The 24,388-nt window shown below is 56.9% G+C and carries 25 protein-coding genes and 1 riboswitch; of the genes, 13 read left to right on the top strand and 12 right to left on the bottom strand.

All coding sequences use genetic code 11. The annotated features are described in order from the left end of the window. From clpS to PJU76_RS10460, 7 genes are all read right to left on the bottom strand, one after another. The gene (clpS, locus tag PJU76_RS10490) at nt 1-309 is read right to left on the bottom strand and encodes an ATP-dependent Clp protease adapter ClpS (RefSeq protein WP_064219086.1); all 309 of its coding nucleotides are present in this window, start codon (nt 307-309) and stop codon (nt 1-3) included. A 176-nt stretch (nt 310-485) separates the two neighbouring features. Further along, the gene (locus tag PJU76_RS10485; RefSeq protein WP_064219087.1) at nt 486-1,262 is read right to left on the bottom strand and encodes a peptidylprolyl isomerase; all 777 of its coding nucleotides are present in this window, start codon (nt 1,260-1,262) and stop codon (nt 486-488) included. A 64-nt stretch (nt 1,263-1,326) separates the two neighbouring features. Continuing rightward, on the bottom strand, nt 1,327-1,893 hold the full coding sequence (locus PJU76_RS10480; protein ID WP_271779495.1) for a DJ-1 family glyoxalase III: 567 nt from the start codon (nt 1,891-1,893) through the stop codon (nt 1,327-1,329). Nucleotides 1,894-2,006: 113 nt separating this feature from the next. Then, nucleotides 2,007-3,437 carry a S41 family peptidase gene (locus PJU76_RS10475; protein ID WP_271779494.1) on the bottom strand — a complete coding sequence of 477 codons (1,431 nt, stop codon included), beginning with the start codon at nt 3,435-3,437 and terminating at the stop codon, nt 2,007-2,009. A 99-nt stretch (nt 3,438-3,536) separates the two neighbouring features. Then, entirely contained in the window at nt 3,537-4,919 is a 1,383-nt protein-coding gene (locus tag PJU76_RS10470; RefSeq protein WP_271779493.1) for a murein hydrolase activator EnvC family protein, read from the bottom strand. Nucleotides 4,920-4,922: 3 nt separating this feature from the next. Further along, complete coding sequence (gene gpmI, locus PJU76_RS10465; RefSeq protein ID WP_271779492.1) at nt 4,923-6,452, bottom strand: 2,3-bisphosphoglycerate-independent phosphoglycerate mutase; 1,530 nt, start codon at nt 6,450-6,452, stop codon at nt 4,923-4,925. Nucleotides 6,453-6,519: 67 nt separating this feature from the next. Then, a complete protein-coding gene (locus PJU76_RS10460) occupies nt 6,520-9,006 on the bottom strand; it encodes a glycogen/starch/alpha-glucan phosphorylase (protein WP_271779491.1) in 2,487 nt (828 codons plus the stop codon). A 140-nt stretch (nt 9,007-9,146) separates the two neighbouring features. On the opposite strand from PJU76_RS10460, the gene PJU76_RS10455 reads away from it, so the two are divergent. Both PJU76_RS10455 and PJU76_RS10450 read left to right on the top strand, forming a co-directional pair. Next, entirely contained in the window at nt 9,147-9,599 is a 453-nt protein-coding gene (locus tag PJU76_RS10455) for a host attachment protein (protein ID WP_271779490.1), read from the top strand. Beyond that, nucleotides 9,599-9,985 carry a rhodanese-like domain-containing protein gene (locus PJU76_RS10450; RefSeq protein WP_271779489.1) on the top strand — a complete coding sequence of 129 codons (387 nt, stop codon included), beginning with the start codon at nt 9,599-9,601 and terminating at the stop codon, nt 9,983-9,985. The genes PJU76_RS10455 and PJU76_RS10450 overlap by 1 nt, the downstream gene beginning before the upstream one ends. A 12-nt stretch (nt 9,986-9,997) precedes the next feature. On the opposite strand, the gene PJU76_RS10445 is transcribed toward PJU76_RS10450, so the two are convergent. Beyond that, entirely contained in the window at nt 9,998-10,939 is a 942-nt protein-coding gene (locus PJU76_RS10445) for a carbohydrate kinase family protein (protein WP_271779488.1), read from the bottom strand. A gap of 122 nt (nt 10,940-11,061) precedes the next feature. On the opposite strand from PJU76_RS10445, the gene PJU76_RS10440 reads away from it, so the two are divergent. The 8 genes from PJU76_RS10440 (at nt 11,062) to ampD (ending at nt 19,222) form a co-directional block, all read left to right on the top strand. Then, the gene (locus PJU76_RS10440) at nt 11,062-11,667 is read left to right on the top strand and encodes an outer membrane beta-barrel protein (RefSeq protein WP_271779487.1); all 606 of its coding nucleotides are present in this window, start codon (nt 11,062-11,064) and stop codon (nt 11,665-11,667) included. Nucleotides 11,668-11,809: 142 nt separating this feature from the next. Further along, complete coding sequence (metK, locus tag PJU76_RS10435) at nt 11,810-12,979, top strand: methionine adenosyltransferase (protein ID WP_271779486.1); 1,170 nt, start codon at nt 11,810-11,812, stop codon at nt 12,977-12,979. 35 nt (nt 12,980-13,014) lie between these two features. Then, nucleotides 13,015-13,148, top strand: a riboswitch (S-adenosyl-L-homocysteine riboswitch). Nucleotides 13,149-13,167: 19 nt separating this feature from the next. Further along, on the top strand, nt 13,168-14,574 hold the full coding sequence (gene ahcY, locus PJU76_RS10430; RefSeq protein WP_271779485.1) for an adenosylhomocysteinase: 1,407 nt from the start codon (nt 13,168-13,170) through the stop codon (nt 14,572-14,574). Next, a complete protein-coding gene (gene metF, locus PJU76_RS10425) occupies nt 14,574-15,392 on the top strand; it encodes a methylenetetrahydrofolate reductase [NAD(P)H] (RefSeq protein ID WP_271779484.1) in 819 nt (272 codons plus the stop codon). The genes ahcY and metF overlap by 1 nt, the downstream gene beginning before the upstream one ends. A gap of 161 nt (nt 15,393-15,553) precedes the next feature. Beyond that, complete coding sequence (locus PJU76_RS10420; protein ID WP_271779483.1) at nt 15,554-16,426, top strand: phosphoribulokinase; 873 nt, start codon at nt 15,554-15,556, stop codon at nt 16,424-16,426. A 272-nt stretch (nt 16,427-16,698) separates the two neighbouring features. Then, nucleotides 16,699-18,240 carry a 2-isopropylmalate synthase gene (locus PJU76_RS10415; protein ID WP_271779482.1) on the top strand — a complete coding sequence of 514 codons (1,542 nt, stop codon included), beginning with the start codon at nt 16,699-16,701 and terminating at the stop codon, nt 18,238-18,240. 77 nt (nt 18,241-18,317) lie between these two features. Further along, on the top strand, nt 18,318-18,653 hold the full coding sequence (locus tag PJU76_RS10410) for a thioredoxin family protein (RefSeq protein WP_271779481.1): 336 nt from the start codon (nt 18,318-18,320) through the stop codon (nt 18,651-18,653). Next, the gene (ampD, locus tag PJU76_RS10405) at nt 18,650-19,222 is read left to right on the top strand and encodes a 1,6-anhydro-N-acetylmuramyl-L-alanine amidase AmpD (protein ID WP_271779480.1); all 573 of its coding nucleotides are present in this window, start codon (nt 18,650-18,652) and stop codon (nt 19,220-19,222) included. The genes PJU76_RS10410 and ampD overlap by 4 nt, the downstream gene beginning before the upstream one ends. 69 nt (nt 19,223-19,291) lie before the next feature. Here ampD and PJU76_RS10400 read toward each other — a convergent pair whose 3' ends face one another. Next, nucleotides 19,292-19,999 carry an epoxyqueuosine reductase QueH gene (locus PJU76_RS10400; RefSeq protein ID WP_271779479.1) on the bottom strand — a complete coding sequence of 236 codons (708 nt, stop codon included), beginning with the start codon at nt 19,997-19,999 and terminating at the stop codon, nt 19,292-19,294. An 80-nt stretch (nt 20,000-20,079) separates the two neighbouring features. On the opposite strand from PJU76_RS10400, the gene PJU76_RS10395 reads away from it, so the two are divergent. After that, nucleotides 20,080-20,409, top strand: a complete 330-nt coding sequence (locus tag PJU76_RS10395; RefSeq protein WP_271779478.1) for a 4a-hydroxytetrahydrobiopterin dehydratase — start codon at nt 20,080-20,082, stop codon at nt 20,407-20,409. A 62-nt stretch (nt 20,410-20,471) separates the two neighbouring features. Here PJU76_RS10395 and PJU76_RS10390 read toward each other — a convergent pair whose 3' ends face one another. Together PJU76_RS10390 and PJU76_RS10385 are read right to left on the bottom strand one after the other, a co-directional pair. After that, a complete protein-coding gene (locus PJU76_RS10390; RefSeq protein ID WP_226839302.1) occupies nt 20,472-20,780 on the bottom strand; it encodes a hypothetical protein in 309 nt (102 codons plus the stop codon). A 175-nt stretch (nt 20,781-20,955) separates the two neighbouring features. Next, nucleotides 20,956-22,302: a heterodisulfide reductase-related iron-sulfur binding cluster gene (locus PJU76_RS10385; protein ID WP_271779477.1), complete on the bottom strand. Its 1,347-nt coding sequence runs from the start codon at nt 22,300-22,302 to the stop codon at nt 20,956-20,958. A 198-nt stretch (nt 22,303-22,500) separates the two neighbouring features. Between PJU76_RS10385 and PJU76_RS10380 the strand changes: the two genes are divergently transcribed. Then, nucleotides 22,501-22,821: a hypothetical protein gene (locus PJU76_RS10380; RefSeq protein WP_215849326.1), complete on the top strand. Its 321-nt coding sequence runs from the start codon at nt 22,501-22,503 to the stop codon at nt 22,819-22,821. A 3-nt stretch (nt 22,822-22,824) separates the two neighbouring features. Next, nucleotides 22,825-23,733, top strand: coding sequence for an ATP-grasp domain-containing protein (locus PJU76_RS10375; RefSeq protein ID WP_271779476.1), 909 nt, complete (start codon nt 22,825-22,827; stop codon nt 23,731-23,733). Here PJU76_RS10375 and PJU76_RS10370 read toward each other — a convergent pair. Then, nucleotides 23,681-24,385 (bottom strand): lysophospholipid acyltransferase family protein, encoded by a 705-nt coding sequence (locus PJU76_RS10370; protein WP_271779475.1) that lies wholly within the window; start codon nt 24,383-24,385, stop codon nt 23,681-23,683. The two genes, PJU76_RS10375 and PJU76_RS10370, sit on opposite strands and share 53 nt — an antisense overlap. Nucleotides 24,386-24,388 lie beyond the last annotated feature (3 nt).

The following is a 24,388-nucleotide window of genomic DNA, read 5'->3' as shown; positions in this document are numbered from 1 at the left end:
TCACTCCTTTTCCATGATACAACGCAGGGGGTGCTGGTGTTGCCGGGCATCGGCGGTGACCAAGGCAACCTTGGTTTCCGCCAGATCATAAGGAAAAATCCCGCAGAGTCCCTTGCCCTGCTGATGTACCGCTATCATCACCGCGACTGCCTCGTCATGGGGCTTGTGAAAATACGTCTTAAGAATATGAACCACATAGTCCATGGGGGTAAAATCATCATTGACCAGCAGCACCCGGTACCTTCGGGGCTCCTGTACCTGTGGCTCGCGCTCCAGGATGGTGCTGCGACGATGCTGCGTTTTACCCATGACCTACACCCCGTAGTATTTAACATCCGCTGTCATTGTGGCGCGTGCCCTCCGCTCTGGCAAGATAGTCCATCAGCAAGATCGGCATATCTTATACCCCTTGAAGATGGGGCCGTCGGCGGCAAAAAAAAACGCCGGGGGAAACCCCCGACGCTTCTACTCAAGCGATATCGAAATTACTTGGTGATATTGATTTTCGCCTGGCTGCGCAGATCGGAGACAAATTTGGCGGCCTCTTGCTGTTGCAACTGCGCCTTGATACGGGTCTTCATGGTGCTCAGTGGCGGAGGGGTCAGGGCACGAGTCGCCTGGACCTCAATCACATGATAGCCGAACTGGGTCTGCACTGGGCCAACGGGCTTGTCGATAGGGGCTGTCTCAATGGCCTGAGCGAAGGGCGGAACGACCATGCCGGGGACAATCCAGCCCAGCTCGCCACCGTGGGCGGCGCTGGCCTTGTCAATGGAGTCTTTCTCCGCTAGGGCGGAGAACTTTTGGCCAGCCTTGAGTTCGGCCACAATCTTGTCGGCTTCGGCCTTGGTTTTCACCAGAATGTGACGCACTTCGAATTCTTTTTTACCCATGGCCTGGACGAACTTGTGGTAGGCGCTCTGAATATTGGCCTCGGGAATCGGATGATCTTTCACATACTGGTCCACCGCCGCATCGGCCAGGATCTGGCGCTTGGCTATGGCCAGACGTTGCTTGACATCAGACGACTGGCCCAGCTTGTGATGGATGGCGTACTGCGAAAGTACTTCCATGTTTACCAGATTCTGCACCACTTGCTCGCGGGCATTGGGCTCTTTGGCAAGCGCCGGGCTCATGGACATGATGGCCTGCACCTGACTGTTGTCGATGGCGGTACCATTGACGGTGGCGACAGGGGCAGCAAAAGCAGGTACTGCAAAAGCGCTGACTGTGGCAGCAAGAATGACCGCGCGAAGTTTCATAAATTTTCCTTCAGGTTAAGTGATGCTGGCCCTATTATCCATAGTGGCGGACAAAGGGGAAGTCTCAGGAGGTACTACGTTGCAGTGGCGCCTCTGTTTCCCGACGTTTTTCAGGACCGAGGAGAAGCTCCACCAGGGTAAGAGCAAAATCCATAGCTGTACCAGGCCCTCGTGAAGTAACCAGGGGGCCGTCAACCACTACGGCATTTTCTTGATAGATATAGTCCGAGCTCTGCGGGTCGAGGATGCCTGGATAGGCGGTGACTTGGCGCCCGTCGAGCAGATGGTGGGTGGCCAGTATGCCAGGTGCCGCACAAATGGCGGCAATAATCTGCCCCCGCCGATGCCTTTCCTGCAGGAGCTGGATAAGCGGTTGATGCTTTGTCAGTCGCTGCACGCCCCTATTGCCGCCAGGGAGCAGGATTATATCGATATCAACATTGGCCGCATCGGCTAACAGCGCATCGGGTTGCAGACGCAACCCGCACCCACCGGTGACCAATCCTGCGTCGAGTCCAGCGAGGACAACTTTTAAGCCTGCCCGTCGCAGAATATCGCAGGAGATCACCACCTCCATATCCTCGAAGCCATCCGCTACAGGGATAAGCACCTGCATTGCCGAGGTCACCATAGCCCTGTTCCTCCTAGCATCGGGCAGCCCGAACAACCCTTCTTGGTTCGACCGTGCGCGTGCGAAATTTATCCGTGATCAGCACATGACAAAGCAAAATGTTTCTATCGGGATTATTGTCCCACTGCCCTTGGAAGGGGGATCACGGTATCGATAGCATGCCCTTTCCCCTCTCGTACCGGGACGGCCTTGCCTTCTAGGATGGCGAGCGCTTCGTGCAGAGGATAATCCTTGGCCAAATCTGGTGTTAGGGCACCGCTGGCGGCCATGACCTCATCTTCCCTGGTGGATTGGGCAGTGGCAGAGCCCGGTAGGGCGATGGTGTACTGGGGAGTGGCCTTGCTGCACTCATCCGGCGCCTTCAGCACGCCGTGTAGTTCCGATTCATTCAGGAGATCGGCATTCAGGGCGCGCTGCTGTGCATTGGCTGACTGCACCTCAATGTTGGGAACGATACCTTGGCTCTGGATGGAACAGCCCGCCGGGGTGTAATAGAGTGCAGTCGTCAGTTTGAGGGCACCGCCATTGCCCAACGGCATCACCGTCTGCACCGACCCCTTGCCAAAGCTGTGTTGACCCATGACCAGAGCACGGTGATCATCCTTGAGAGCGCCGGTGACAATTTCGGCTGCCGAGGCCGAGCCGCCATTGATGAGCACAATCATGGGCGCGCCGTGGAGGTAGTCTGGACCATGGGCGGAGAAGCGCATGTCGCTGCCGACGGTACGGCCTTTGGTATAGACGATCAGTCCCTTGTTCAGAAAGGTATCCGCCGTCTCGACCCCGGCCCCGAGCACTCCCCCCGGATTATTGCGCAGGTCGAGGATCAAGCCGTTGAGGTGCCCATTGGCCTCCTGCTCCAGATGCTCTACGGCCTTGCGGGTCGCGCTGCCGGTGTTTTCCTGAAACTGACTGATACGGATGTAGCCATAACCGGGTGCAAGCATGGCCGCGCGCACACTCTGTACCTTGATGATGGCGCGGGTCAGGGTGAAGTGCAGGGGCAGGACCTGGGGGGGCCGCAAAATGGTCAGGGTTACCTGCGTACCGGGTTTGCCACGCATCATATCAACACTTTTTTGCAAGCCAATGCCCTGTAGGACCTTGCCGTCAATTTTGACGATGAGGTCGCCTGATTTGATACCCGCCTTCGCCGCCGGGGTGCCGTCGATGGGGGCAACGACTTTAAGTACCCCATGATCCCCCGTTACCTCGATCCCCAGCCCACCAAATTTGCCATTGGTGAGTACTTGCATTTCTCTGAATTCTTTTGGCGATAGATAGGCGGAATGGGGGTCCAGGGCGTTGACCATGCCATTGATGGCGCCATCCATCAGTTTTTTATCGGAAGTGGGGTCGACGTAATTGGATTTGATGATCGCGAAGACCTGGCTGAAGGTCTGGATTTGTTCCAGCGGGATTGTATCCCGATCCTTAGCCGCATAAACAGTGGCGGCAAAGCTGATGCTGACGCTCAGAACGAGCCCGACACCAACGCCCAGGAAAGTATCGCGGAGCGGTTTAGGGAAGCGGGGAGTGGACATGGATGAAATCTCCGAGGGTATGGCTGCAACCTGTGGCTATTTGCGGCAAGGGGAAGGCGATCGGCAACATGGTGCATCTCATAAAAGCTAGGTCATCCCTCAATTGTGAATGTAGTACAAGGGATTAACAGGGTGTCCCGCGTTGCGCATCTCAAAATAGAGGCCATCGTTCCCCAATTCCCCACCACTACCAACGCTGCCTACCTGACGACCTGTAGAGACCTGTTCTCCGACGTGGACATCGGTAGCACCCAAGTGCCCGTATATGGCTAACAAACTGTGTGCGATTTGCACGATGACAATTTGTTCATAGCCCCGTAAAGGCCCCGCATAAAGTACCATGCCGGGCGCAATGGCGCGAACTGGTGTCCCCGCCACGGCCTGGAAGACAATACCTTGCCAGTTGAGTCCGCCAGTCACCCGCGGGGCACCAAAACGGGCGCTGATAGGCCCGTTTACCGGTGCCGGGTAGGGGCCGTGGCCGACGATGGGTGTCGTTGGCAATGCGGGCGCTAACATTGGCGGGCGAACTACAGTGGTCGGCGGTTGCATTTGCGCGGTTACCGCCCGTTGAACCTGCCGCGCGCGCTGTTCTGCTTGGGTCCCCTGGGCTAGACGACGTTGCTCGATGGCCTGCCGTCGTGCGGCTATTGCCGCTGCGCGACGGGTCGCTGCTGCGGCTTCGGCCTTGCGTTTTGCCTCGGCGGCAGCCGCTTTCGCGCGGGCGATTTCTTCCTGATGGTGGAATTGTACGACCAGACGGCTCACCAATCCGTCGAGAATATTGGCGTTTGCCTGCAGTTCGGAAATCTTCGCCTTGTCGGCGGCAATGCGGTCTGCCAACTGACTTTCCAGTGCGGCGTGATGCCGACGCTGTTGCTGGAGGGTGTGTTCCTGAGCACCGACTTGTCGTGCCAATTGGGCGAGACGGGTTTCGTGGGTTTGTACCTCGCGCTTGGTCTTCAGTATTTGTTGCGCCGTGTCTTGCGTCTTGCTAATAAGTGTACTGCGCGCCTTAGCCAAGGACTCATAAAAGACGCTCATACGCCCCAGTTCTCCCGGACGTTCCGTTTGTAGCCAGACGGCCAGTGGCGTGACACCTCCCAGCATGTAGGCGGCACGCAACTGTTGAGCGAGAATGCTTTTCTGCTGCGCCAGTTCGGCCTGGAGTGCGCTGATTTTTGCCCGCAGGTCAGCAATCTGCGATTTTGCCAGGCGCTGCTGCTGCTGAATACCGACCAGTTTTTCTTGCACCACAACAACCTGTTGATCGATGGCGTTGATTTCTCTGTGCAGTTGCGCTTGGGTTTTTTGCCCTGCCGCGAGGTGCGCCTGCATTTGCCCCAGATTCTCGTGGATATGCTCCAGCTTTTGCCGACTGTCTTGTATTTTCTCTTGCAATGTTGCCGCCCCTGCTCCCACCGGGAGGAGAATAGTCAAAGCAAGCAGTGCGCCGACGCGGGGATGGGACAGAAGCAACATGGATTAGAGGGTCTGCACCAGGTTTTTCCCGCCCATTTCAGGAGGCACCGGCAAGCCCATGAGCTGGAGCAGGGTGGGGGCGATGTCTTCCAGTGCGCCTCCGGTCAGAATCTCAGCGGAACGCCCAATATAGAGCAGAGGCACCGGATTGCAGGTATGGGAGGTGTGCGTTTGGCCGCTCTCTACGTCCAGCATTTGTTCAACATTGCCATGATCGGCGGTGATCAGTACTTCGCCGCCTATGGCGCGCGCAGCGCTGACAATGCGACCCAGACTACGGTCTACCGCCTCGACCGCAGCAATGGCGGCGGCCAAGTTGCCACTGTGGCCGACCATATCGGGATTGGCAAGATTGCAGATGATGGCATCGTAATGACGGCTTTCGATACGGGTGACCAGGGTATCAGTCAACTCATCCACACTCATTTCCGGTTGCAAATCGTAGGTGGCGACTTTGGGGGACGGAATCAATACGCGATCCTCACCCGGGAACACCCTTTCGTCACCGCCATTTAAAAAGAAAGTGACATGGGCGTATTTTTCGGTTTCGGCGATGCGCAGCTGATGCAAGCCGTGTTGAGACACCCATTCGCCAAAGGTGTTTTTCAGGCGGGTAGGGGGGTAAGCCACATGCACGTCAAAGCGCTCACTGTATTCTGTGAGGGTAACGAAGTCGGCGAGGTGGGGTGTTGCTTGCCGGGTAAAACCATCGAAATCCGCTTCGACAAAGGGGCGGGTGATCTGTCGGGCGCGATCGGAGCGAAAGTTCATGAATAACACCGCATCATGATCGCCGATACATGCCGGGCTGGCACCAATCTGGGAGGCGGCAACAAATTCGTCACTTTCGCCACGCGCATAGGCGGCGGCGAGCGCTTCTACACCCGTGGCATAGTGTTCACCCTTGCCGAGGGTAAGCAGATCATAAGCCTGCTGTACCCTATCCCAGCGGTGGTCGCGGTCCATGGCATAGAAACGGCCAATCACTGAAGCCAGGGCACCACCATGGGTGCTGATCTCGGCATCCAGCTTTTCCAGTGATAGCGCCGCGCAGCGTGGCAGGGTGTCACGACCATCCAGAAAGGCATGCACATAGACCCGTTCAGTCCCCCGGCCTCGTGCCAGGCGCAGCGCCGCGAGAATGTGTTCTTCGTGGGAGTGCACTCCGCCTGCTGAAAGCAGGCCAAGAATATGTACAGCACCGCCCCGTGCCTTGGCGGCATCCACCGCCGCACAGAGGGTGCTGTTAGCATAAAAGCTGCCATCGGCGATGGCACGATTAATACGTTCATACTCCTGATATACCACGCGACCGGCACCGATATTGATGTGCCCGACTTCGCTGTTGCCCATCTGCCCGCCCGGAAGCCCTACAGAGGCACCAGACGCATTGATGAGGCCATGGGGATGACTTTGCCACCAGCCATCCCAGTTCGGCGTACGTGCCTGGGCAATGGCGTTATCCTCGGGATCTTCGCGATATCCCCAGCCATCGAGGATCAGGAGTAACACCGGACGTGGTTTATGGGTCATCAGTTTCCTCTGCATGGCGAACATACCCCGTTAGTGAAAAGCATTAGAACAGATCGGGAGAATCCTGTCATGGGGTCATGATCAGAGGTTTCAGATGCCAGATATCCGCATTGTACTGGGCAATGGTCCGGTCACTGGAGAAAACGCCGCTGGCCGCCGTATTGAGGATACTGAGACGTTGCCATTCGGTCTGATCATGCCAGAGTTCCGCTGTTTCTCGTTGCTTCAGCTTGTAACTGGTAAAGTCGGCGAGCACCATCCACGGATCCTGGGGATGGGTGACGGCGTGGATGATGGGGTCGAAAATGCCCGGTTCGAAAGCGTTGAAATAGCCGCTCTGTATGAGATCCATGACCCGTTGCAGATCATGGTCCGCCTGTAGGTAGATTTGCGGGTTATAGTGCCCGCGTTGTTGACCCACCTCCTGGGCATTCAATCCGAAGAGGAAAAAATGTTCGGGACCTACCGCGTCGCGGATTTCGATATTGGCGCCATCCAGAGTGCCAATGGTCAGTGCCCCGTTCATCATGAACTTCATGTTGCCGGTACCGGAAGCCTCCTTGCCGGCCGTGGAGATTTGTTCGGAGAGATCCGTCGCCGCGCAAATTTGCTCCATGAGAGAGACCCGGTAATCGGGTAGAAAACTCACGCGCAACAAACCCTCGGTATCGGGATCGTGATTGATGACATTGGCAATGTTGTTGATGAACTTGATGATGCGCTTAGCCATAAAATAGCCGGGCGCGGCCTTGCCCGCGAAAAGGACATTGCGGGGAGTCACCTCGGCCGCTTCGCCGCGCTTGATGCGGTCATACAAGTGGATGACATGCAGGGCGTTGAGTAGTTGCCGCTTGTACTCGTGGATGCGCTTTACCTGTACATCCACTAGGGCCTCGGAGATGAAAGTGACGCCAGTATGCTGATGCACGAGCGCCGCCAGCCTTTTCTTGTTAACGCGACGTACCTCTGCCCAGCGTTTGCGGAACTCCGCATCATCCGCTGCCGCCGCCAGGTCTTGTAAACGCTCCAGATCGTACTTCCAATCGGGGCCGATGCGTTCGGTGATGAGATCACGCAGCCCTGGATTGGCCCATTGCAGCCAGCGTCTCGGGGTCACCCCGTTGGTTTTATTGTTAAACTTTTTTGGCCAGAGACGGTGAAAATCAGCGAAAAGTTCATCGCGGAGGAGTTGGGTGTGCAGTGTTGCGACCCCGTTGACCGAAAAACTGCCGACCACGGCGAGGTGCGCCATCCGCACCATTTGCTCACCGCCTTCTTCGATAATAGACAGCCGCCGCAGCAAATTGGTGTCGCCCGGTGCGCGCCGGGCCACCTCTTGCAGGAAACGTCCATTGATTTCCAGGATGATTTCCAGCAGGCGTGGCAGGAGTTGTCGGAATAAACGCACCGACCATCGCTCTAGTGCTTCGGGCAATAAGGTGTGGTTGGTATAGGCCATGGTGTGGCTGGTAATGTCCCACGCGTCTTGCCAGCTTAGGCCATGCTCATCCATCAGCAGGCGCATCAGTTCCGGCACGGCGCAACTGGGATGGGTGTCGTTGAGTTGGAAGCAGTGATGTTCGGCAAAATCGCGGAAATTTTCGCCGTGGACAGCGACCCAGTCCGCGACTACATCCTGAAGACTGGCGGAGGCCAGAAAGTACTGCTGGCGCAGGCGCAATTCTTTGCCGTTTTCGCTGCTATCGTTGGGATAGAGCACCATACTGATGTGTTCTGCGCTATTTTTTGCCGCAACCGCCTCCGGATAAGCGCCAGCGTTGAACTCGCCGAGATCAAAAATGTCGGTGGCTGCTGCACGCCACAGGCGTAGAGTGTTGACCACGTCGTTACGATAGCCGGGGATGGGGATGTCGTAAGGCACGGCGAGGACATCGTGGGTGTCGACCCAGCGCTGACGCATTTTTCCGTGGGCATCGTGATAGGTATCGCTACGCCCAAAGAAATGGATCCGGCGCACGCGCTCTGGCCGTTTCAGTTCCCAGGGATAGCCGTTCTTCAACCAGTGATCGGGTTCCTCTAGTTGCTCGCCACCGCGAATTTCCTGACGGAACATGCCGTAATCGTAGCGAATACCATAACCCGTGACCGGCAAGCCCAAAGAGGCGCAGCTGTCGAGAAAGCAGGCGGCGAGACGGCCCAGGCCGCCGTTACCCAGGCCGGCGTCAGGCTCGACCTCGAGGAGATCCGTCAGCTTACGGTGTTCCTGGGTAAGCATGTCGCGCGCAGCGTCTTCCAGCCCCAGATTGAGCAGGGTATTACCCATAGTCCGCCCCAGTAGGAACTCCAGAGACAGATAAAAGGTGCGCTTGCCATTTTCGGCAGCCACCCTTTTCTGGGTAGTCTTCCAGCGTTCGATGAGCCGGTCACGCAGGCTCATTGCCAGCGCGGTGTAAACACTATTCCCCGAGCTGGCTGACTCTTCGGCACCCAGGGTGCGAAGCAGATAATGGCGCGTGTCCATGCACAGGCTGGAGGCATCCATACCCAAAGAGGGTAGTGAGCACGCGGTTTTTCTGGGGCGTTGGGAGGGCATAGGGGACTCCTCAAAAGACAGATGGCAGGCAGTCTCATCATAGAATGATGTTCTGGCCCGGGGAAAGAGGGGTTTGTTGCTTGTTTTTTGCGATTGCCGCATCTATCTATGTAAGGTAACCATTGAAAAACGGAGAACTCATGATGGCTATCGTAACCTGGGTGTTGGTGAGTAATGCCGCGGAAGCGCGTCTCTTTAAAAATGAAGGTTGCGATACAGGGCTGCATCTCTTGCAGGATTGGACCCACCCCGACAGCCGCAAACATCAGGACGATCTGGTGACGGATGCAGGAGGGCGGGCTCAGCAAAGCTTCGCCGCCGGGGCACGACCTGGCATCGAATGGCAAACCAGTCCTAAAGAGACGGAAATGTTGCACTTCGCCAGCGAACTGGCAACCTATTTAGGCGAGGCGCGCAAACAGAATGCTTTCCAACACTTGGTGCTTGTCGCTTCTCCACATGTTCTGGGCTTGTTGCGGGAAAAACTGGATGCACCTACCATAGCGATGGTCTCGGGCACCTTAAACAAGGATTACACCAGTGCCGGGGTTGACGAACTCGCTAAACATCTCGCCCAAGTGATGTGTCCCTGATGGCCAAATCGTTGGCAGATTTTATACGGAATGCGCGCAGTCAAATTCGCGAAATAGACTGCGACACGCTTGAGGATTGGTTGCGCAGCCGCGATGATGTGCTGGTGGTGGATGTCCGGGAGTCCTGCGCCTTTGCGGAGGGGCATCTGCCCGATGCTATCCACGTGCCCCGCGGCTATCTGGAGGCTTTGGCCGATCCGGAGTATGGCCATTGTCATCCGGAGTTGGCCTTGGCGCGTGGTCGGGTCGTTGTCCTTTACTGTGACAGCGGAACGCGCTCCGCGCTGGCAGCGGTGACCTTGCAGGAGATGGGCTTTACCGAAGTTTATAACCTCGGCGGCGGCATCAATGTCTGGGATGCCGAGGATAAGCCCATCGTTTCCTAAGTGGCTCGAAATCTAGCCGATATTCTCGCCAAAGTTTTCATGATAGCGCGCCTGGAATTCCGGCCAGGTAAAGCGGTGGTTTTGGGTGCCCGGACTTTCAATCTTATAGGCGCCCATCAACGAGGCGATCTTGCCGATCGTTTCCCAGCCGAGGCTGCGCTCCAGTCCATATAGCAGCCCTGCGCGATAGGCATCACCGCATCCGGTAGGATCCAAAACGGCTTTGGGCTTGGCGGCCGGAATGATCGTTTCCTCGCCATCATGATAAATCACCGAGCCATGTTCGCCGCGGGTGACAATCAGGGCCTTCAGACGCTGGCAGATCTCATCGACACCGAGACCCGTGCGTGCCTGTACCATCTGGCACTCATAATCATTGACGGTGAGGTAGTCGGCGCGATCAATCAGATGCGTCAGGGTTGCGGTATCAAAAAGGGGCAAGCCCTGGCCCGGATCAAACAGCGTGGGGATGCCAGCATTCGTAAGGTCTTCCAAATGCTGCACCATGGCGCCGAGGCCATCGGGTGAAACAATGGCCCAATGCACGTCCTCGGGAATGCGGCCGGCCAGGTGATTTTCCTGGGCCTGAAACATGGCGCCGGGATGAAAGGCAGTGATCTGATTGTCGTCCAGGTCAGTGGTAATGAAGGCCTGCGCAGTGTAATGGTCCGGGAGAATTCGCAGTAGACTGGTGTCTAATTCTTGTGCATTTAGGTGATCGAGGTAGGGTGTGAAGTCCTGGCCAGCGGTGCCGACAATCAGCGGGTTGCCACCTAACAATTTTAGATTGTACGCGATGTTGCCAGCACATCCGCCAAAGTCGCGCCGCATTTTCGGGACGGTAAAGGACACGTTCAGCATGTGTACCTGATCGGGCAGAATGTGCGCCTTGAAGCGATCCTGAAAAACCATGATGGTATCAAAGGCCAGAGAACCGCAGACGAGAGTGGACATGGAAACTCCTTGTTGGTTTTTTGTCAAAACTGGCTAAAAGGTGTGGTATATTCATCTAAATCAGGCTACGATTGTAACAGGTTTCAGTTCACAGTGCTGCTATATACGAGGTGCATGAAGTTATGAAGGGGGGGTTGCGCGCTTTACTGGTGTTCTCCGGGCTTGTCCTCGCCATTCCGGCTTGGGCGGCGGGCCAGTCTGCGCACGATGAGACCTACATCAACCTCTTTGGCGGAAGCACCTTTTTTGATGCATCCAGCGGACTGGGTGGCGGAGGTAATGCTGGTGTGGTTGGCTTGCGCCTGGGGCGGCGTGTAGATGCCCATGTGGGGGTTGAGGCGCAGGTGGCGGCGGCCTTCGCTCAGTTACAGAGCCCCGCGCATACTAGCGCCGCCAATCAATACAGTGCGGCGGTCCTGGGCAATCTTTACGCTTTCGACAGTCCTAATACTCCTTACCTCTCGCTGGGTTTGGGGGCATCCAGCAACCTGTTTAATAGCCGGGTTGGACGAGGTGGCTCGTTGATGGGTGTCTTCGGGGTGGGATATCAGTATCTGTTGAATGATCAGATTGGTTTGCGTCTGGGGGTGCAGGATCAGTTGCTCTTTAATACCCCTACGCCCAGCAGTGCGAACTTCAATGATGTACAGGTGACGGGTGGTATTTCCTATTTTTGGGGTGGTGGCAATAAATCTTCTTTTCCGATAGTCGGCCCGGCGCATCCTTAAGCCGTATCCCCACATCACGCTTGAGCAGTTTTTGCCTTTGCGGTGAGCGTGTTTCACTTCGCTTGTGCTGCTTCCCTTTGATATAGTGCGCACTGTCCCTGTCGACAGTGACAGTCGGCCTAGCCAGCGAGGAACTTAGCGCATGTCCAAAAGTCATCTTTTCACCTCTGAATCTGTTTCCGAAGGTCACCCCGATAAAGTCGCGGATCAGATTTCCGATGCCATTCTTGATGCGATTCTGGCCCAGGACCCCCGTGGTCGGGTGGCGGCCGAGACACTGATTACTACGGGTCTGATCGTGCTCGCGGGTGAAATTACCACCACAGCGGTGGTGGATTATGCGGATGTGGCGCGCCAGACCGTGCGCCGGATCGGTTATAACTCCTCGGATATGGGTTTCGACTGGGCCTCCTGCGCGGTGGTGCAGACCTTGGACAAGCAATCCCCTGATATCGCTCAAGGCGTGGACGAAGGTGCCGGCCTTGACCTCGATCAGGGCGCCGGTGACCAAGGCCTGATGTTCGGCTTTGCCTGTGACGAGACGGATGTGCTGATGCCGACGCCCATCTACTTTGCCCACCGTCTGACCGAGCGGCAGGCGATGGTGCGCAAGGATGGTCGCCTGTCCTGGCTGCGTCCCGATGCCAAGAGTCAGGTGACGGTACGCTATGAGGATGGTCGCCCAGTCGCCATTGATACCGTGGTGCTTTCCACCCAGCATGGCCCGGATATCAGCCATGCAGATCTCGTCGAAGCCGTGCGCGAGGAAATCATCAAGCCCGTCCTGCCTCCTGAGATGATCCATAAGGATACTAAATACCTCATCAACCCTACCGGCCGTTTTGTGATCGGCGGACCCGTGGGGGATTGCGGTTTGACCGGGCGCAAAATCATCGTGGACACCTACGGCGGTCAGGGTAGCCATGGCGGCGGTGCGTTCTCCGGCAAGGATCCTTCCAAGGTAGATCGTTCCTCTTCCTACGCCGGACGCTATGTGGCCAAGAACATCGTGGCCGCCGGTCTGGCCAGGCGTTGCGAAGTACAGGTGGCCTATGCCATCGGCGTTTCGCAGCCGGTGAGCCTGATGGTGGATACTTTCGGTACCGGAGTGATTGACGACGACCGGATCGCCGCTCTGGTGCGCGAGCACTTTGACCTGCGTCCCAAAGGTATCATCCAGATGCTCGACCTGTTGCGGCCCATCTATGCCAAAACGGCTGCCTATGGTCACTTTGGTCGCGAAGAGCCTGAGTTTACCTGGGAGCGCACGGACAAGGCAGCCGCCTTGCGCGACGCTGCCGGACTGCGGTAAAAATGCCTTGGCGGGGGTTCCCCCCGCTGGAAGATCGGGTCGAGGGGCGCTGCAGTCGTCATGCCTCGCTTTGCCGTCCCGGCTGGATGCTTTCCCGGCCGGAAAGGCGGCGGAGGCGACGATCAGGCTCGGCCTATGCTTCCCATCTGTAAAACTGCGCTCGCTTTCATGCTCAAGGAATGACTTACATGAATGCTGTGCTCAAAAGTTCTGCTGATTACAAAGTCGCCGATATTTCCCTTGCTGATTGGGGACGTAAAGAAACCCGCATCGCCGAAACAGAAATGCCGGCATTGATGACCATTCGCCGCAAATATCAGGCGCAGCAGCCCCTCAAGGGCGCGCGTATTGCCGGCTGCATCCACATGACCATCCAGACTGCGGTGCTGATCGAAACGCTGGTGGCGCTCGGTGCGGAAGTGCGTTGGTCCTCCTGTAACATTTTCTCCACCCAGGATCAGGCGGCGGCGGCCATCGCGGCGGCTGGTATTCCGGTTTTTGCCTGGAAAGGTGAGACGGAAGACGAGTATTGGTGGTGTGTCGAGCAGACCATCACCGGTCCGGATGGTTGGCGCCCGAACATGCTGCTGGATGATGGCGGAGACCTCACCGGCCTGCTGCACCAGAAATATCCGGAGCTGCTGGCCGGTATCCATGGTGTCTCCGAGGAAACCACTACCGGTGTGCATCGCCTCTGGGAAATGGCCCAGGAAGGCAATCTGAAAATTCCTGCCATCAACGTCAATGACTCCGTGACCAAGAGCAAGAACGACAACAAGTATGGTTGCCGTCACTCGCTGAGTGACGCCATCAAGCGGGCCACCGACCATCTGCTCTCCGGTAAGCGCGCGCTGGTGTTGGGCTATGGCGATGTGGGCAAGGGCTCGGCGGCCTCCCTGCGCCAGGAAGGGATGATCGTCCGCGTCTCAGAGGTGGATCCCATTTGCGCCATGCAGGCCTGCATGGACGGTTATGAAGTCGTGTCGCCCTATAAAAACGGCATCAACGATGGTACGGATGCCAGCGTTGATCGTGATCTTCTGGGCCAGATGGATTTGCTGGTGACCGCTACCGGCAACTTCAACGTCTGTGACGCCGGTATGCTCAAGGCCATCAAGAAGGGCGCCGTGGTCTGTAACATCGGTCATTTTGATAACGAGATCGATACCGCTTTCATGCGCAAAACCTGGGCTTGGGACGAAGTGAAGGCGCAGGTCCACAAGGTCTATCGTGATGCCGCTGCCGGTAAAGCCTTTGATCCCGATAGTGATGACTACCTGCTCCTGCTCTCCGAAGGGCGTCTGGTGAACCTGGGCAATGCGACGGGTCACCCCAGCCGAATCATGGATGGTTCTTTCGCCAACCAGGTGCTGGCGCAGATTCATCTGTACGGCGAGCGTTTTGCCGATCTGCCTGCCGCGGAGAAGGCCGGTCATATCTCCGTTACCGTTCTGCCGAAGGCTCTGGATGAAGAAGTGGCGCGCTATATGGTGGAAGGCTTTGCGGGGGTATTGACCCGTCTGACCGATGCACAGTCCAAGTACCTTGGCGTGTCCGTTGATGGCCCCTTCAAAGCGGATGCGTACCGCTACTGATGGCACATTCCGTCGAGTTCTTTCCCCCCAAAAATGCCGCGGGTGAGGAACGTCTGCGGGAGGCGATAACCGCGCTTCTCCCCTTGGGTCCCGAGTATGCCTCGGTGACCTTCGGGGCGGGCGGGTCCACCCGCGAGCGGACCTTTGCTACCGTGACCATGATCCGTCAGGATTATGATCTGGAGGCGGTGCCGCATCTCTCGTGCATCGGGTCTACGGAAGCGGGGATCCGGGAGATTCTCGAAGATTACCAGAAGCAGGGCGTACGGCGTATCGTTGCCCTGCGCGGTGATTTACCGGAAGGTATGGAGAATCCCGGCCACTTTCAGCATGCCGCAGATTTGGTTGCATTTATCCGTCATTTTGGTGGTTTTGACGTGTATGTGGCGGGTTATCCGGAGATTCATCCCCGGGCGACTTCGGCTCGTGATGATGTGGCATATCTCGTGGCCAAGGCGCGGGCCGGGGCGGATGCGATTATCACCCAGTATTTTTTCAATCCCGATGCCTACCTGCAGTTGCGCGATGAGTTGCAACGGCAGGGGGTTGAAGTACCGGTGGTGGTCGGCGTCATGCCCATCACTAACTTTGAGCAAATATCCCGTTTTTCTGCCATGTGCGGAGCGGACATTCCACAGTATGTGCGACGACGGATGGAAGCCTACGCCGATGATCCACAATCCCAGTATCAATTCGGAATTGACTTGTTGAGTCGGCAGTGCCGGCTACTGTTGCGGGAGGGGGCACCGAGCCTGCATTTTTATACCCTGAATCAGGCTGAAGCGACGGCAGCGATTTGGCGTAACCTCAGTCTCTAGTCATCATTGACGCTATCTATCTCATCAGGCCATTGCACAGGCCTTCTGTGGTGGCGTTTTATGTTGACCGGCGAGCGTCCTTTGCTAAACTGCCCGAAAACGGTGCTTTGTCCGTAGAGCGGACTGCTGCAGATTTTATTCACTAAAGAGGTTACATTCTCATGTCTAAGAAACATCCCGTCGTTGCCGTGACTGGTTCATCAGGGGCGGGTACCACCACCGTCAAGCATGCCTTCCATGACATTTTCAGGCGCTTGAAAATTAACCCGGTCATTATCGAAGGTGATAGCTTCCATCGTTACAACCGTACCGAGATGCGCGAAGCCATCGCCAAGGCGGCGGCTGATGGTAAAACCATTAGCCATTTTGGCCCGGAAGGCAATGATTTCGAAGCGCTGGAGCGGCTATTCCGCGAGTATGGTGAGACCGGTCATGGGCAGATGCGTTACTACGTTCACGACGAGTCTGAGGCTGAACTGCGCGGTAGCGCACCGGGTACGTTCACCCCTTGGCAGGATATGCCATCTGGTACGGACTTACTGTTTTATGAAGGACTGCATGGTGGTGTGAAGACCGATGATGTTGACGTGGCTAATTACGTCGACCTATTAGTTGGTGTGGTGCCGGTGGTCAATCTGGAGTGGATTCAGAAGATTCACCGTGACAATGCCCAGCGTGGCTATTCCGCTGAGGCGATTGTGGACACCATTCTGCGTCGTATGCCGGACTACATTCACCACATTACCCCGCAATTCTCACGTGCCCACATCAATTTCCAGCGTGTACCGCTGGTGGATACGTCCAATCCCTTCATTGCCCGCGATATTCCGACACCGGACGAAAGCATGGTGGTCATCCGCTTTCGTGACCATAAGGAAGCGAACTTCCCCGCTCTATTGCAAATGTTGCCGGGTAGTTTTATGTCTCGTTCTAATACCTTGGTAATCCCCGGAACCAAGATGGGTTTCGCGATGGAAGTCATCCTTGGGCCGCGTATTGAACAGATGCTGGAAGACATGCGCGACTCTATCTGAGGCCATGCAGGCTTAACCTCAGATTAATCCCGTGGTGGCGGTGCTACTGCGGGATTTGTTTTCTGGCAGGGGTTATTGGTGCAGCAAGCGCCAATGCCAAGTAGTCGTTGTGACTGGGTCGATCAAGATGTTGGCATCACTCGAAAGGTGGGCGGTCTCGGTGATTGCGCCATACTGTTTGGCGCGCTGCAGCCATCCGGCCATCTCCGGTCCGTGCCTTAAAGCCCGCCAACGCGATATAATCACGACAAACGATCTGGAAAGGGTGACCCATGAGTTTATCCAAAGAACATTTGATTATTTTCGACACTACCTTGCGCGACGGCGAACAGTCGCCGGGCGCGGCCATGACGCGCGATGAAAAACTGCGTATCGCCAAGGCCCTGGAGCGTTTGCACGTGGATGTCATCGAGGCAGGCTTTCCCGCCGCCAGCAACGGCGATTTTTTTGCGGTGCAGGCCATCGCCGCGGCGGTAAAGGACAGCCGTATCTGTGCGTTGGCCCGTGCCCGGGACGCTGATATCCGCCGCGCCGGGGAGGCCATCGCTGGTGCAGCGGCGGGGCGCATCCACACCTTCATTGCCACCAGTCCGGTACACATGCAGGCCAAATTGCGCATGTCTCCCGACGAGGTCTTGGATCGGGCGGTGGCTGCGGTGAAGCTTGCCCGGCGGTATTGCGATGATGTGGAGTTTTCGCCGGAGGATGCCGGGCGTTCCGAGGAGGACTTCCTGTGCCGGGTTATCGAGGCGGTGATCGACGCCGGAGCGCGTACCATCAATATCCCGGATACGGTGGGTTACAACCTCCCGGACCGCTTCGGACAACTCATCGCCAACCTGCGCGCGCGGGTGCCCAATGCCGACCAGGCGATCTTCTCCATCCATTGCCACAACGATCTGGGTTTGGCGGTGGCAAACTCGCTGTCGGCGGTGCAGCATGGTGCGCGTCAGGTGGAGTGCACCATTAACGGATTGGGCGAGCGGGCGGGCAATGCAGCCCTGGAAGAAATTGTCATGGCTGTGCGGACCCGGACTGATGTCTTCGCCTGTGATACCCGTATCGACATCAGCCAGATCGTACCTACCAGCAAATTGGTGTCCACCATTACCGGTTTCCCGGTGCAACCCAACAAGGCCATTGTCGGTGCTAATGCCTTTGCCCATGAGTCAGGTATTCATCAGGATGGCGTCCTCAAACATCGTGAAACTTATGAGATCATGCGTGCCGAGGATGTGGGTTGGGCCGCCAACCGTATGACCCTGGGTAAGCTCTCGGGTCGAGCGGCCATGCGGGCGCGCCTCGGTGCCCTCGGTATTCATCTGGAGGGGGAGGCGTTGAACGTGGCTTTTGCCCGTTTCAAGGACCTGGCCGATCGCAAAGCCGAAATCTTCGACGAGGATTTGCAGGCGTTGGTCAATGAGGATATGCAAGAGGAACAAGCAGAACGCTATCGCTTGGGTTATCTACGCGTTTGCTCGGAGATGGGTACCCATCCCGAAGCCCAGGTGGAGGTCTTGGTGGAAGGCGTGGCCAAGACCGCCGGTGCCATGGGTGGAGGACCAGTGGACGCCGCCTTCAAGGCCATCGAAGCGGTGGTGGCAAGCGGCGCGCAATTGTTACTGTATTCAGTCAATGCCATCACGACGGGTACCGACGCCCAAGGGGAGGTCACGGTGCGTTTGCAGCAGAACGGACGCATCGTGAATGGTCTGGGAGCGGATACGGACATCGTCCTCGCCAGCGCCAAAGCCTATCTTTCGGCCTTGAACCGCCTGCAACAACCCCAAGAGCGGCGGCATCCGCAGATCTAGGGTGACATGGCCTTTCCCCGCAACCCCATTGCCCGCCAATGACGCTGGGCGTGACTTCCACTTCTGAGGAGAAGTTCATGGAAACGGTATCGGAGTTGGGTTTTTGGCAGCGCATGGCGACGACCCAAGGACTAATCATCCTTTTTTTTACCTCCGCAGGTTGCCATTCCTGCCGGATCTGGCGCAAGTTGCTAGCGGATTACGAGGCTACCCGCAGTGGTTTGCAAGTCTGGGAGGTCGACGCAGGGATCGATATGGGGATCACTCGGGAGTTGAATGTCTATCATCTGCCCGCGCTTTTTCTTTTCCGGGATGGCCATTATCAGCGCCCCATTCAGGTGGAAGCGCGGGCGCATGCGTTAGACCGGTGGCTGGCAGCGATGGCTGACCAGCCACCGGAAGAAATGCCATGACGACCTGGGACGATGTGGGTTGGCACCGTCAGGCGCAGCGCGCGCCGTCGCCCTACCACGACGAACGTCCGGTGAGCACGGTGGTGGACCTGCTGGTGGTGCATGCCATCAGCCTCCCGCCCGAGAGTTTTGGTAGCGGTGACGTGCAGCGTTTTTTCATGGGGACTTTGGACTTCGATAGCTATCCGTACTATGGCGCTTTGCGCGACTTGCATGTCTCCGCACACTTTTTTATCGAACGGGATGGTACCTTGTGGCAGCATGTCGGTGTATTTCAGCGCGCCTGGCATGCCGGAGCGTCTGTATGGCAGGGCCGCCCAGCCTGTAACGATTATAGTGTCGGCGTCGAGTTGGAGGGCAGTGAAAGTACTACATTCATGCCGATCCAGTATCAGCGTCTGGCGACATTGGCGAAAGACTTGCGGGGCCTATTCCCGGGTATGAACCCTGAACGTATGGTGGGACACTCGGACATTGCCCCTGGCCGTAAATGGGACCCAGGCCCCGGTTTTTCCTGGTCCTATCTGGCGGCGGTGAGTAAAAATGGCGGGAATGCGGCAAGCGCCTAACGCAATTGGCGGCGTGGCTGGCAAGCGGAGCAATGGTTGGCGCAGCGCGTTGCAGAGACTGCGCGACTGCTATGAGCTTTTGAAGCCAACAGTCCCCACGACCTCTGCATCTGGCTCATGAATCCGTTCGTCGCGACCGTAGAACTTCACCCCGCGGATGATTTTGTCGCGGCCCTGACTGATCCGGTACTGGTTGTTGTCGCGCAGGGAGTACACACAGCCGCAGTATTCCTGCTGATAAAACTGTTCACGTTTGGCAATGTCGATCATCCGCGCGCTGCCGCCGTCCTTGCGCCAATTATGGTCCCAGTATTCCAAGCCCGCATGGCGCGCGGCGGCCCGGTGTCCACAACCATTAATCTGCTGCATGTCCTTCCAACGGGAAATCCCGAGGGTGCTGGAGAAAATACTGAAGCCATGTTCAACAGCGTACAGGGCGGAGCGCTCAAAGCGCATATCGAAGCAGGCGGTGCAGCGTTTACCACGCTCCGGCTCCCACTCCAGCCCTCTCACCCGGGAAAACCAGTTGTCCTTATCGTAGTCGAGGTCAATAAAGGGCACCCCAAGTTGCTCAGCGTAGCGGATATTTTCTGCCTTACGCAGCTCATACTCGGCCTGGGGATGGATGTTGGGATTGTAGAAGAGTACGGTAAACCCGATGTTTGCCGCGCGGATATCATCCATGATAGGTCCGGCACAGGGCGCACAGCAGGAATGCAGCAGGATATGCTGGCTGCCATCGGGCGTTTGTAGCGGGGCGGCGGGCTTTTTGGACATGGGGCGGTTCCCTGATGAATCACTTACCGGATGGTAAGGATAGCGCTTTGCACCGATTTTGCCAAAAAGAGGAGGAAAAAATGGAGAGCGATTTGCGTAGAGGGGGTTGCCAACCCTGTGAAGGCGGGATGGCAGGGTTGTCGGCGGCGGCCATTCAGGCGGGATTACAGGATTTATCCGGCTGGCGGCTTGATGGCCATACGCTACGCCGAGATTGCCATTTTAAAAACTTTTACGAAACCATGGCCTTTGTAAATGCTGTGGCCTGGATTGCCAACCGGGAAGATCACCATCCTGATATGGAAATCGGTTATGGACGTTGTGTGGTGCGCTATAGCACCCATGCCATAGATGGGCTGACAGCTAATGATTTTATCTGTGCCCGGCAGATTAATGCACTTTTGGCTTGATGCCGTGCTTTGGGAGCAGCATGTTCAGGTTCTGCTCCCCAGCTGCGAAGTGGGGCGCCGCCTTAAGCCTGATGGACCGGGCGCAGGAGGGGACGCATACCTTCCCGAATCTGGCGCTGGATGAAGGCGGCGCGGCCAGGCTCGCGCTTGTCCAGTTCAGCGGCGCACTGGGAATCCGTCAACGCGGCGGCGCTGAGCATGACTTCCAGTTCACAGGTGTCTACCTTGGGATCGGTGAGCGCGGTCGGGGCGACATTCATCTGGTTGCCAACCTGCCAGAACATCCGCGCATTCCACAGGCGCAGGCGCACATTGGGATTCTGAAAGAGTTCTACACAACGGGCATTGAGGGCTTTGGGGTCCACCGTCATCCTCCTGTTTAAACGGATAAAGACATCGCCTGTATTGACGAGTGTGCCTAAGCATACTCGAAAAATGTGTCGGAAGGGGAGGTTTTTGTGGATTGAAGTATTTCATGCCCGGATAGATTCATGGGGAAATAAATAACTCCGCACTAGGCGGAGTTATTTTGCGCATCAGTCTGAATCAGGCGGAAGCTTTCTGCATATTAATATTTTGATTAATGGCGAGTTCGGGGTTGTAGAGGTACTCCACATTACCCTGTTCCACCTGTTTGAGATATTCCTGGAAATCGGCCTTGGCCTTATCCCAACTGATGCCCATTTTTTCGACCAGGTCTTCACAGGGTGAAGCGTGCCACTGCAACTGGACGATCTTGAAGGGATCGGCGCCACAGGCCAGAGCCGCGAGTTGCACGTCGGCGATGATCGGCATGGAGTAATTCATGTCGTGCGCCTTGCCGATCCACTGGTTCTTGTCCAGCGTGGTGATGCAACCGGTGTCGATGCCGATCATGACGTCGGCCTTGGCTTCTTCCCGGGCCACCTTGATCTTGCGATTCATGGAGAAGCTGCGGGTGAACTCACGCTCGGAAATGATGTGGCGAAAACCAAAGCCACAGCAGTCGTACCAGGTGGAGTAGTCGATAACCTGCGCACCCAGGGCCTGCGCGACGGAGGTGCCGACCGCTGTGCGATTGCCACCGAGCACCGCGTTGTCGTACACGGCGTCTTCCTGCACCATCTTGTAGTAATGACAGGCGGCATGGACGGTGACGCGAAGGTTGCTCAGGTCGATGGTCTGCATCTCCGAGGCAATGCGGTGACGCATAACGTGCAGCCATTCACTGTAGTGCACCACTTCTTCGGGAATGACGATCTTGCCGTCGACCAGGCGGCCAAGCTTGCCCAGAATCTTCTTGACCTTTTCGCGCAGTTCAGCGGATTCGATCAGATACTTGCGGATTTCCTTATAATTGCCGAAGGAGGTGCCGCAGTGAACCAGAGGGAAGAAGTGACCGTTCGCAAAGCCGTGCTGCTTGCCGGAGACGTACGCCTGATGGAAGTTGCGCAGGAAAACGGCGGCGAGAGATTCAACGTTGCCGATGCCGGAACCGTGGTAGTTCCAGGCGGTGCAGGAGGTCTGGTCGGTTTCGTCCAGATAATCGACCCCAAGGTGATTCATGAACCACATGAGACTGGTGGGGTAGCCGGGGATATTGCCGCACTGACCACAGCTTTTGTGATGCCAGAGGTTGTTGGTGGGAACCCGTTTTTTCCAGCCAAACAACGTATCCACCTCAACCGCCTTATGATCGTCGGTGATGCGATGGACGATGATCTCGCCTTCCTTCTCCAGTTCCCACATGTGATCGCGAATGTCGTCCAGCCGCTCACCCAGGTCCACCGTGCGCCGGTCAACATGATTCCGCACCCAGGCCGTAGCCGCCTCAGCTTCGTTCGCCGAAAGATTCGTATCCTGAAAAAAGGCGCCGTGACCCGCTACGCCCTGCTGCGTGCTGTTGTCGCTCATGATGGTCTCCTTGGCCGTTAAGCCGCTTGTTGCGAATATGTTCTACACGTACCCAAGTAGTTGACTATTGTGCTCCACAATAATTCCGTTGCCAAGTAAATGACTATATGATTATCGTTGTGGATGGTGTTTTGTATTTATGCCTTCGGATGGCTTTCCTGTGCACTCATGCACATGAAAACAAATGGATGGGATATTATGGGAAGCTTGGGACAGACGCAGATTCCGGCACCTGGGGAGATTGACGAACGTTGCCGCGCATTGTATCTGACTCCAGCGGTGCGCAGTAAAGGATGGTTGCCGAACCTGTTTTGGCGACCTGCGACGCGGGATAACCCCTTCGGGACGCTGCGGGTGGATCCCTGGGAGCTGGAGGTGCTTTTTGCCGCGATCGGCGGTGAATCTGCCTTGTCGCGGGCGGCACTGGAACAGCGCGCACCCGGTCGCGCTGGATTCATTGAGCGCTCCATTGCCCACGGTGAATTGCCACTGCTGAGTTTTCGCGAGGACATACCTTAAGTCATGCCCGCGCCGCCCCGCATTGCGATTCTCTCGCACCATACCGGGTTGTACTCGACCCGTCGCCTGCTGGATGCGGTTGCCGCGGCGGGCGCAGAACCCGTATTGCTTCAGCCTGAGCATTGCTTACTGATGTTAGATAATACCGCGGCCCGGCTTTACTACAGATCATCTCTCCTGGCGCCCTGCACCGCAGTGATTCCGCGAGTAGGCGGTCCGCTGACGCACTTAGGGTCACGCCTGCTCCGTTTTTTTGCGGGGGAAGGCAGTTGCTGCCTCAACAGTGCGGAATCGCTGGAGTTGTCCCGTGATAAGTTTGCTTCTTTGCAGGTCCTGGTTGCCGCGGGTATTGCGGTGCCGAAGACGGCCTATTTCACGCAGATGGGGCAGCGTGATCTAGCAGTGTCTGCCGTGGGTACGCCCTTGGTACATAAACTGCTCAGTGGTTCCCAGGGGGTGGGCGTTAGTCTGGCGGAGACGGATATAGCGGCACGGGGAATGCTGGACACCTTTCTTCATCTGCAACACGAAGCGATGGTTCAGCGCTTTCTTCCAGGGCGTCATGATTTTCGGATGATCGTCCTCTTCGGCGAGGTGGTTGCGGCCATGCGCAGGGATGCTTCTGCTGAGGATTTTCGCAGCAATCTGCATTGCGGGGGCCGGGCGTCGGCGCTGCTGGATTTGCCTGAAGATTTTGCCGCCATTGCCCGCCTGTCGGCGGCTTCACTAGGTCTGGGTTTTGCCGGGGTGGATATCATGCTGGCGGAAAATCAGCGGCCTTTGGTACTGGAAGTAAATCCCGTCCCCAGCTTGGAAGGTATCGAAGGAATCACGGGTCAGGATATCGCCGGTACTTTGGTTAAAGCGCTTTTACAGCAGGCCCTGTCCCCATCTCTGCAACCGCGGTTGTAATCCAGTCTTGTGCTTGCTGGTTGAGAGCTGCGGCTTTACCTACGGGGGCTAGTGCGGGGCCGATTTGCACCTCAACTACCCCCGGCCATTTGCGCCAATCTGTGCGTGGCCAGAAGCACCCGCTATTCACGGCGATGGGCAGGAGCGGAACCTGGGCGCGAATGGCCAGGCCAGCGGCCGTGCTGCTGAAAGGGCCAACCTTGCCACAGGGGTGACGGGTGCCTTCCGGGAAGATCACTACATTAAAGCCTGCCGCCAGACGGATTTTGCCTTCTTCAATTACTTCCACCAAGGCCTGCCTGCCGGCGTCGCGGTCGATACCAATGGGCCAGGATAGATGCAGGCCCCAGCCAATCACTGGGATACGGAGAAGTTCCTTTTTCAGTACATAGGAGAGTCGTGGGAAGATGCACCAGAGGAGCAGAGTCTCCAATGCCGATTGATGGTTGGCGACGATGACGCAGGGCGTGGCGGGAATGTTGGCGAGGCCGCAAACCCGATAACGCAGGCCACAACTCCAGTGGAGCCAGCTGACGCCGGTACGTGCCCATAAACGACTGGTCCAGACTCTCGCCGTCAGCGGCAACAAGGTGACGGTCAGGCTGAAAAAGGCCCAGATCAGGGTCCAGATTGTAAAACCAATGTAGAACAAGCT

The sequence above is a fragment of the Acidithiobacillus ferriphilus genome (assembly GCF_028215975.1).
Classification (GTDB): Bacteria; Pseudomonadota; Gammaproteobacteria; order Acidithiobacillales; family Acidithiobacillaceae; genus Acidithiobacillus; species Acidithiobacillus ferriphilus.
Note: the sequence above shows the minus strand (reverse complement) of the source record. Positions and strands in the feature narration are given on the sequence as shown.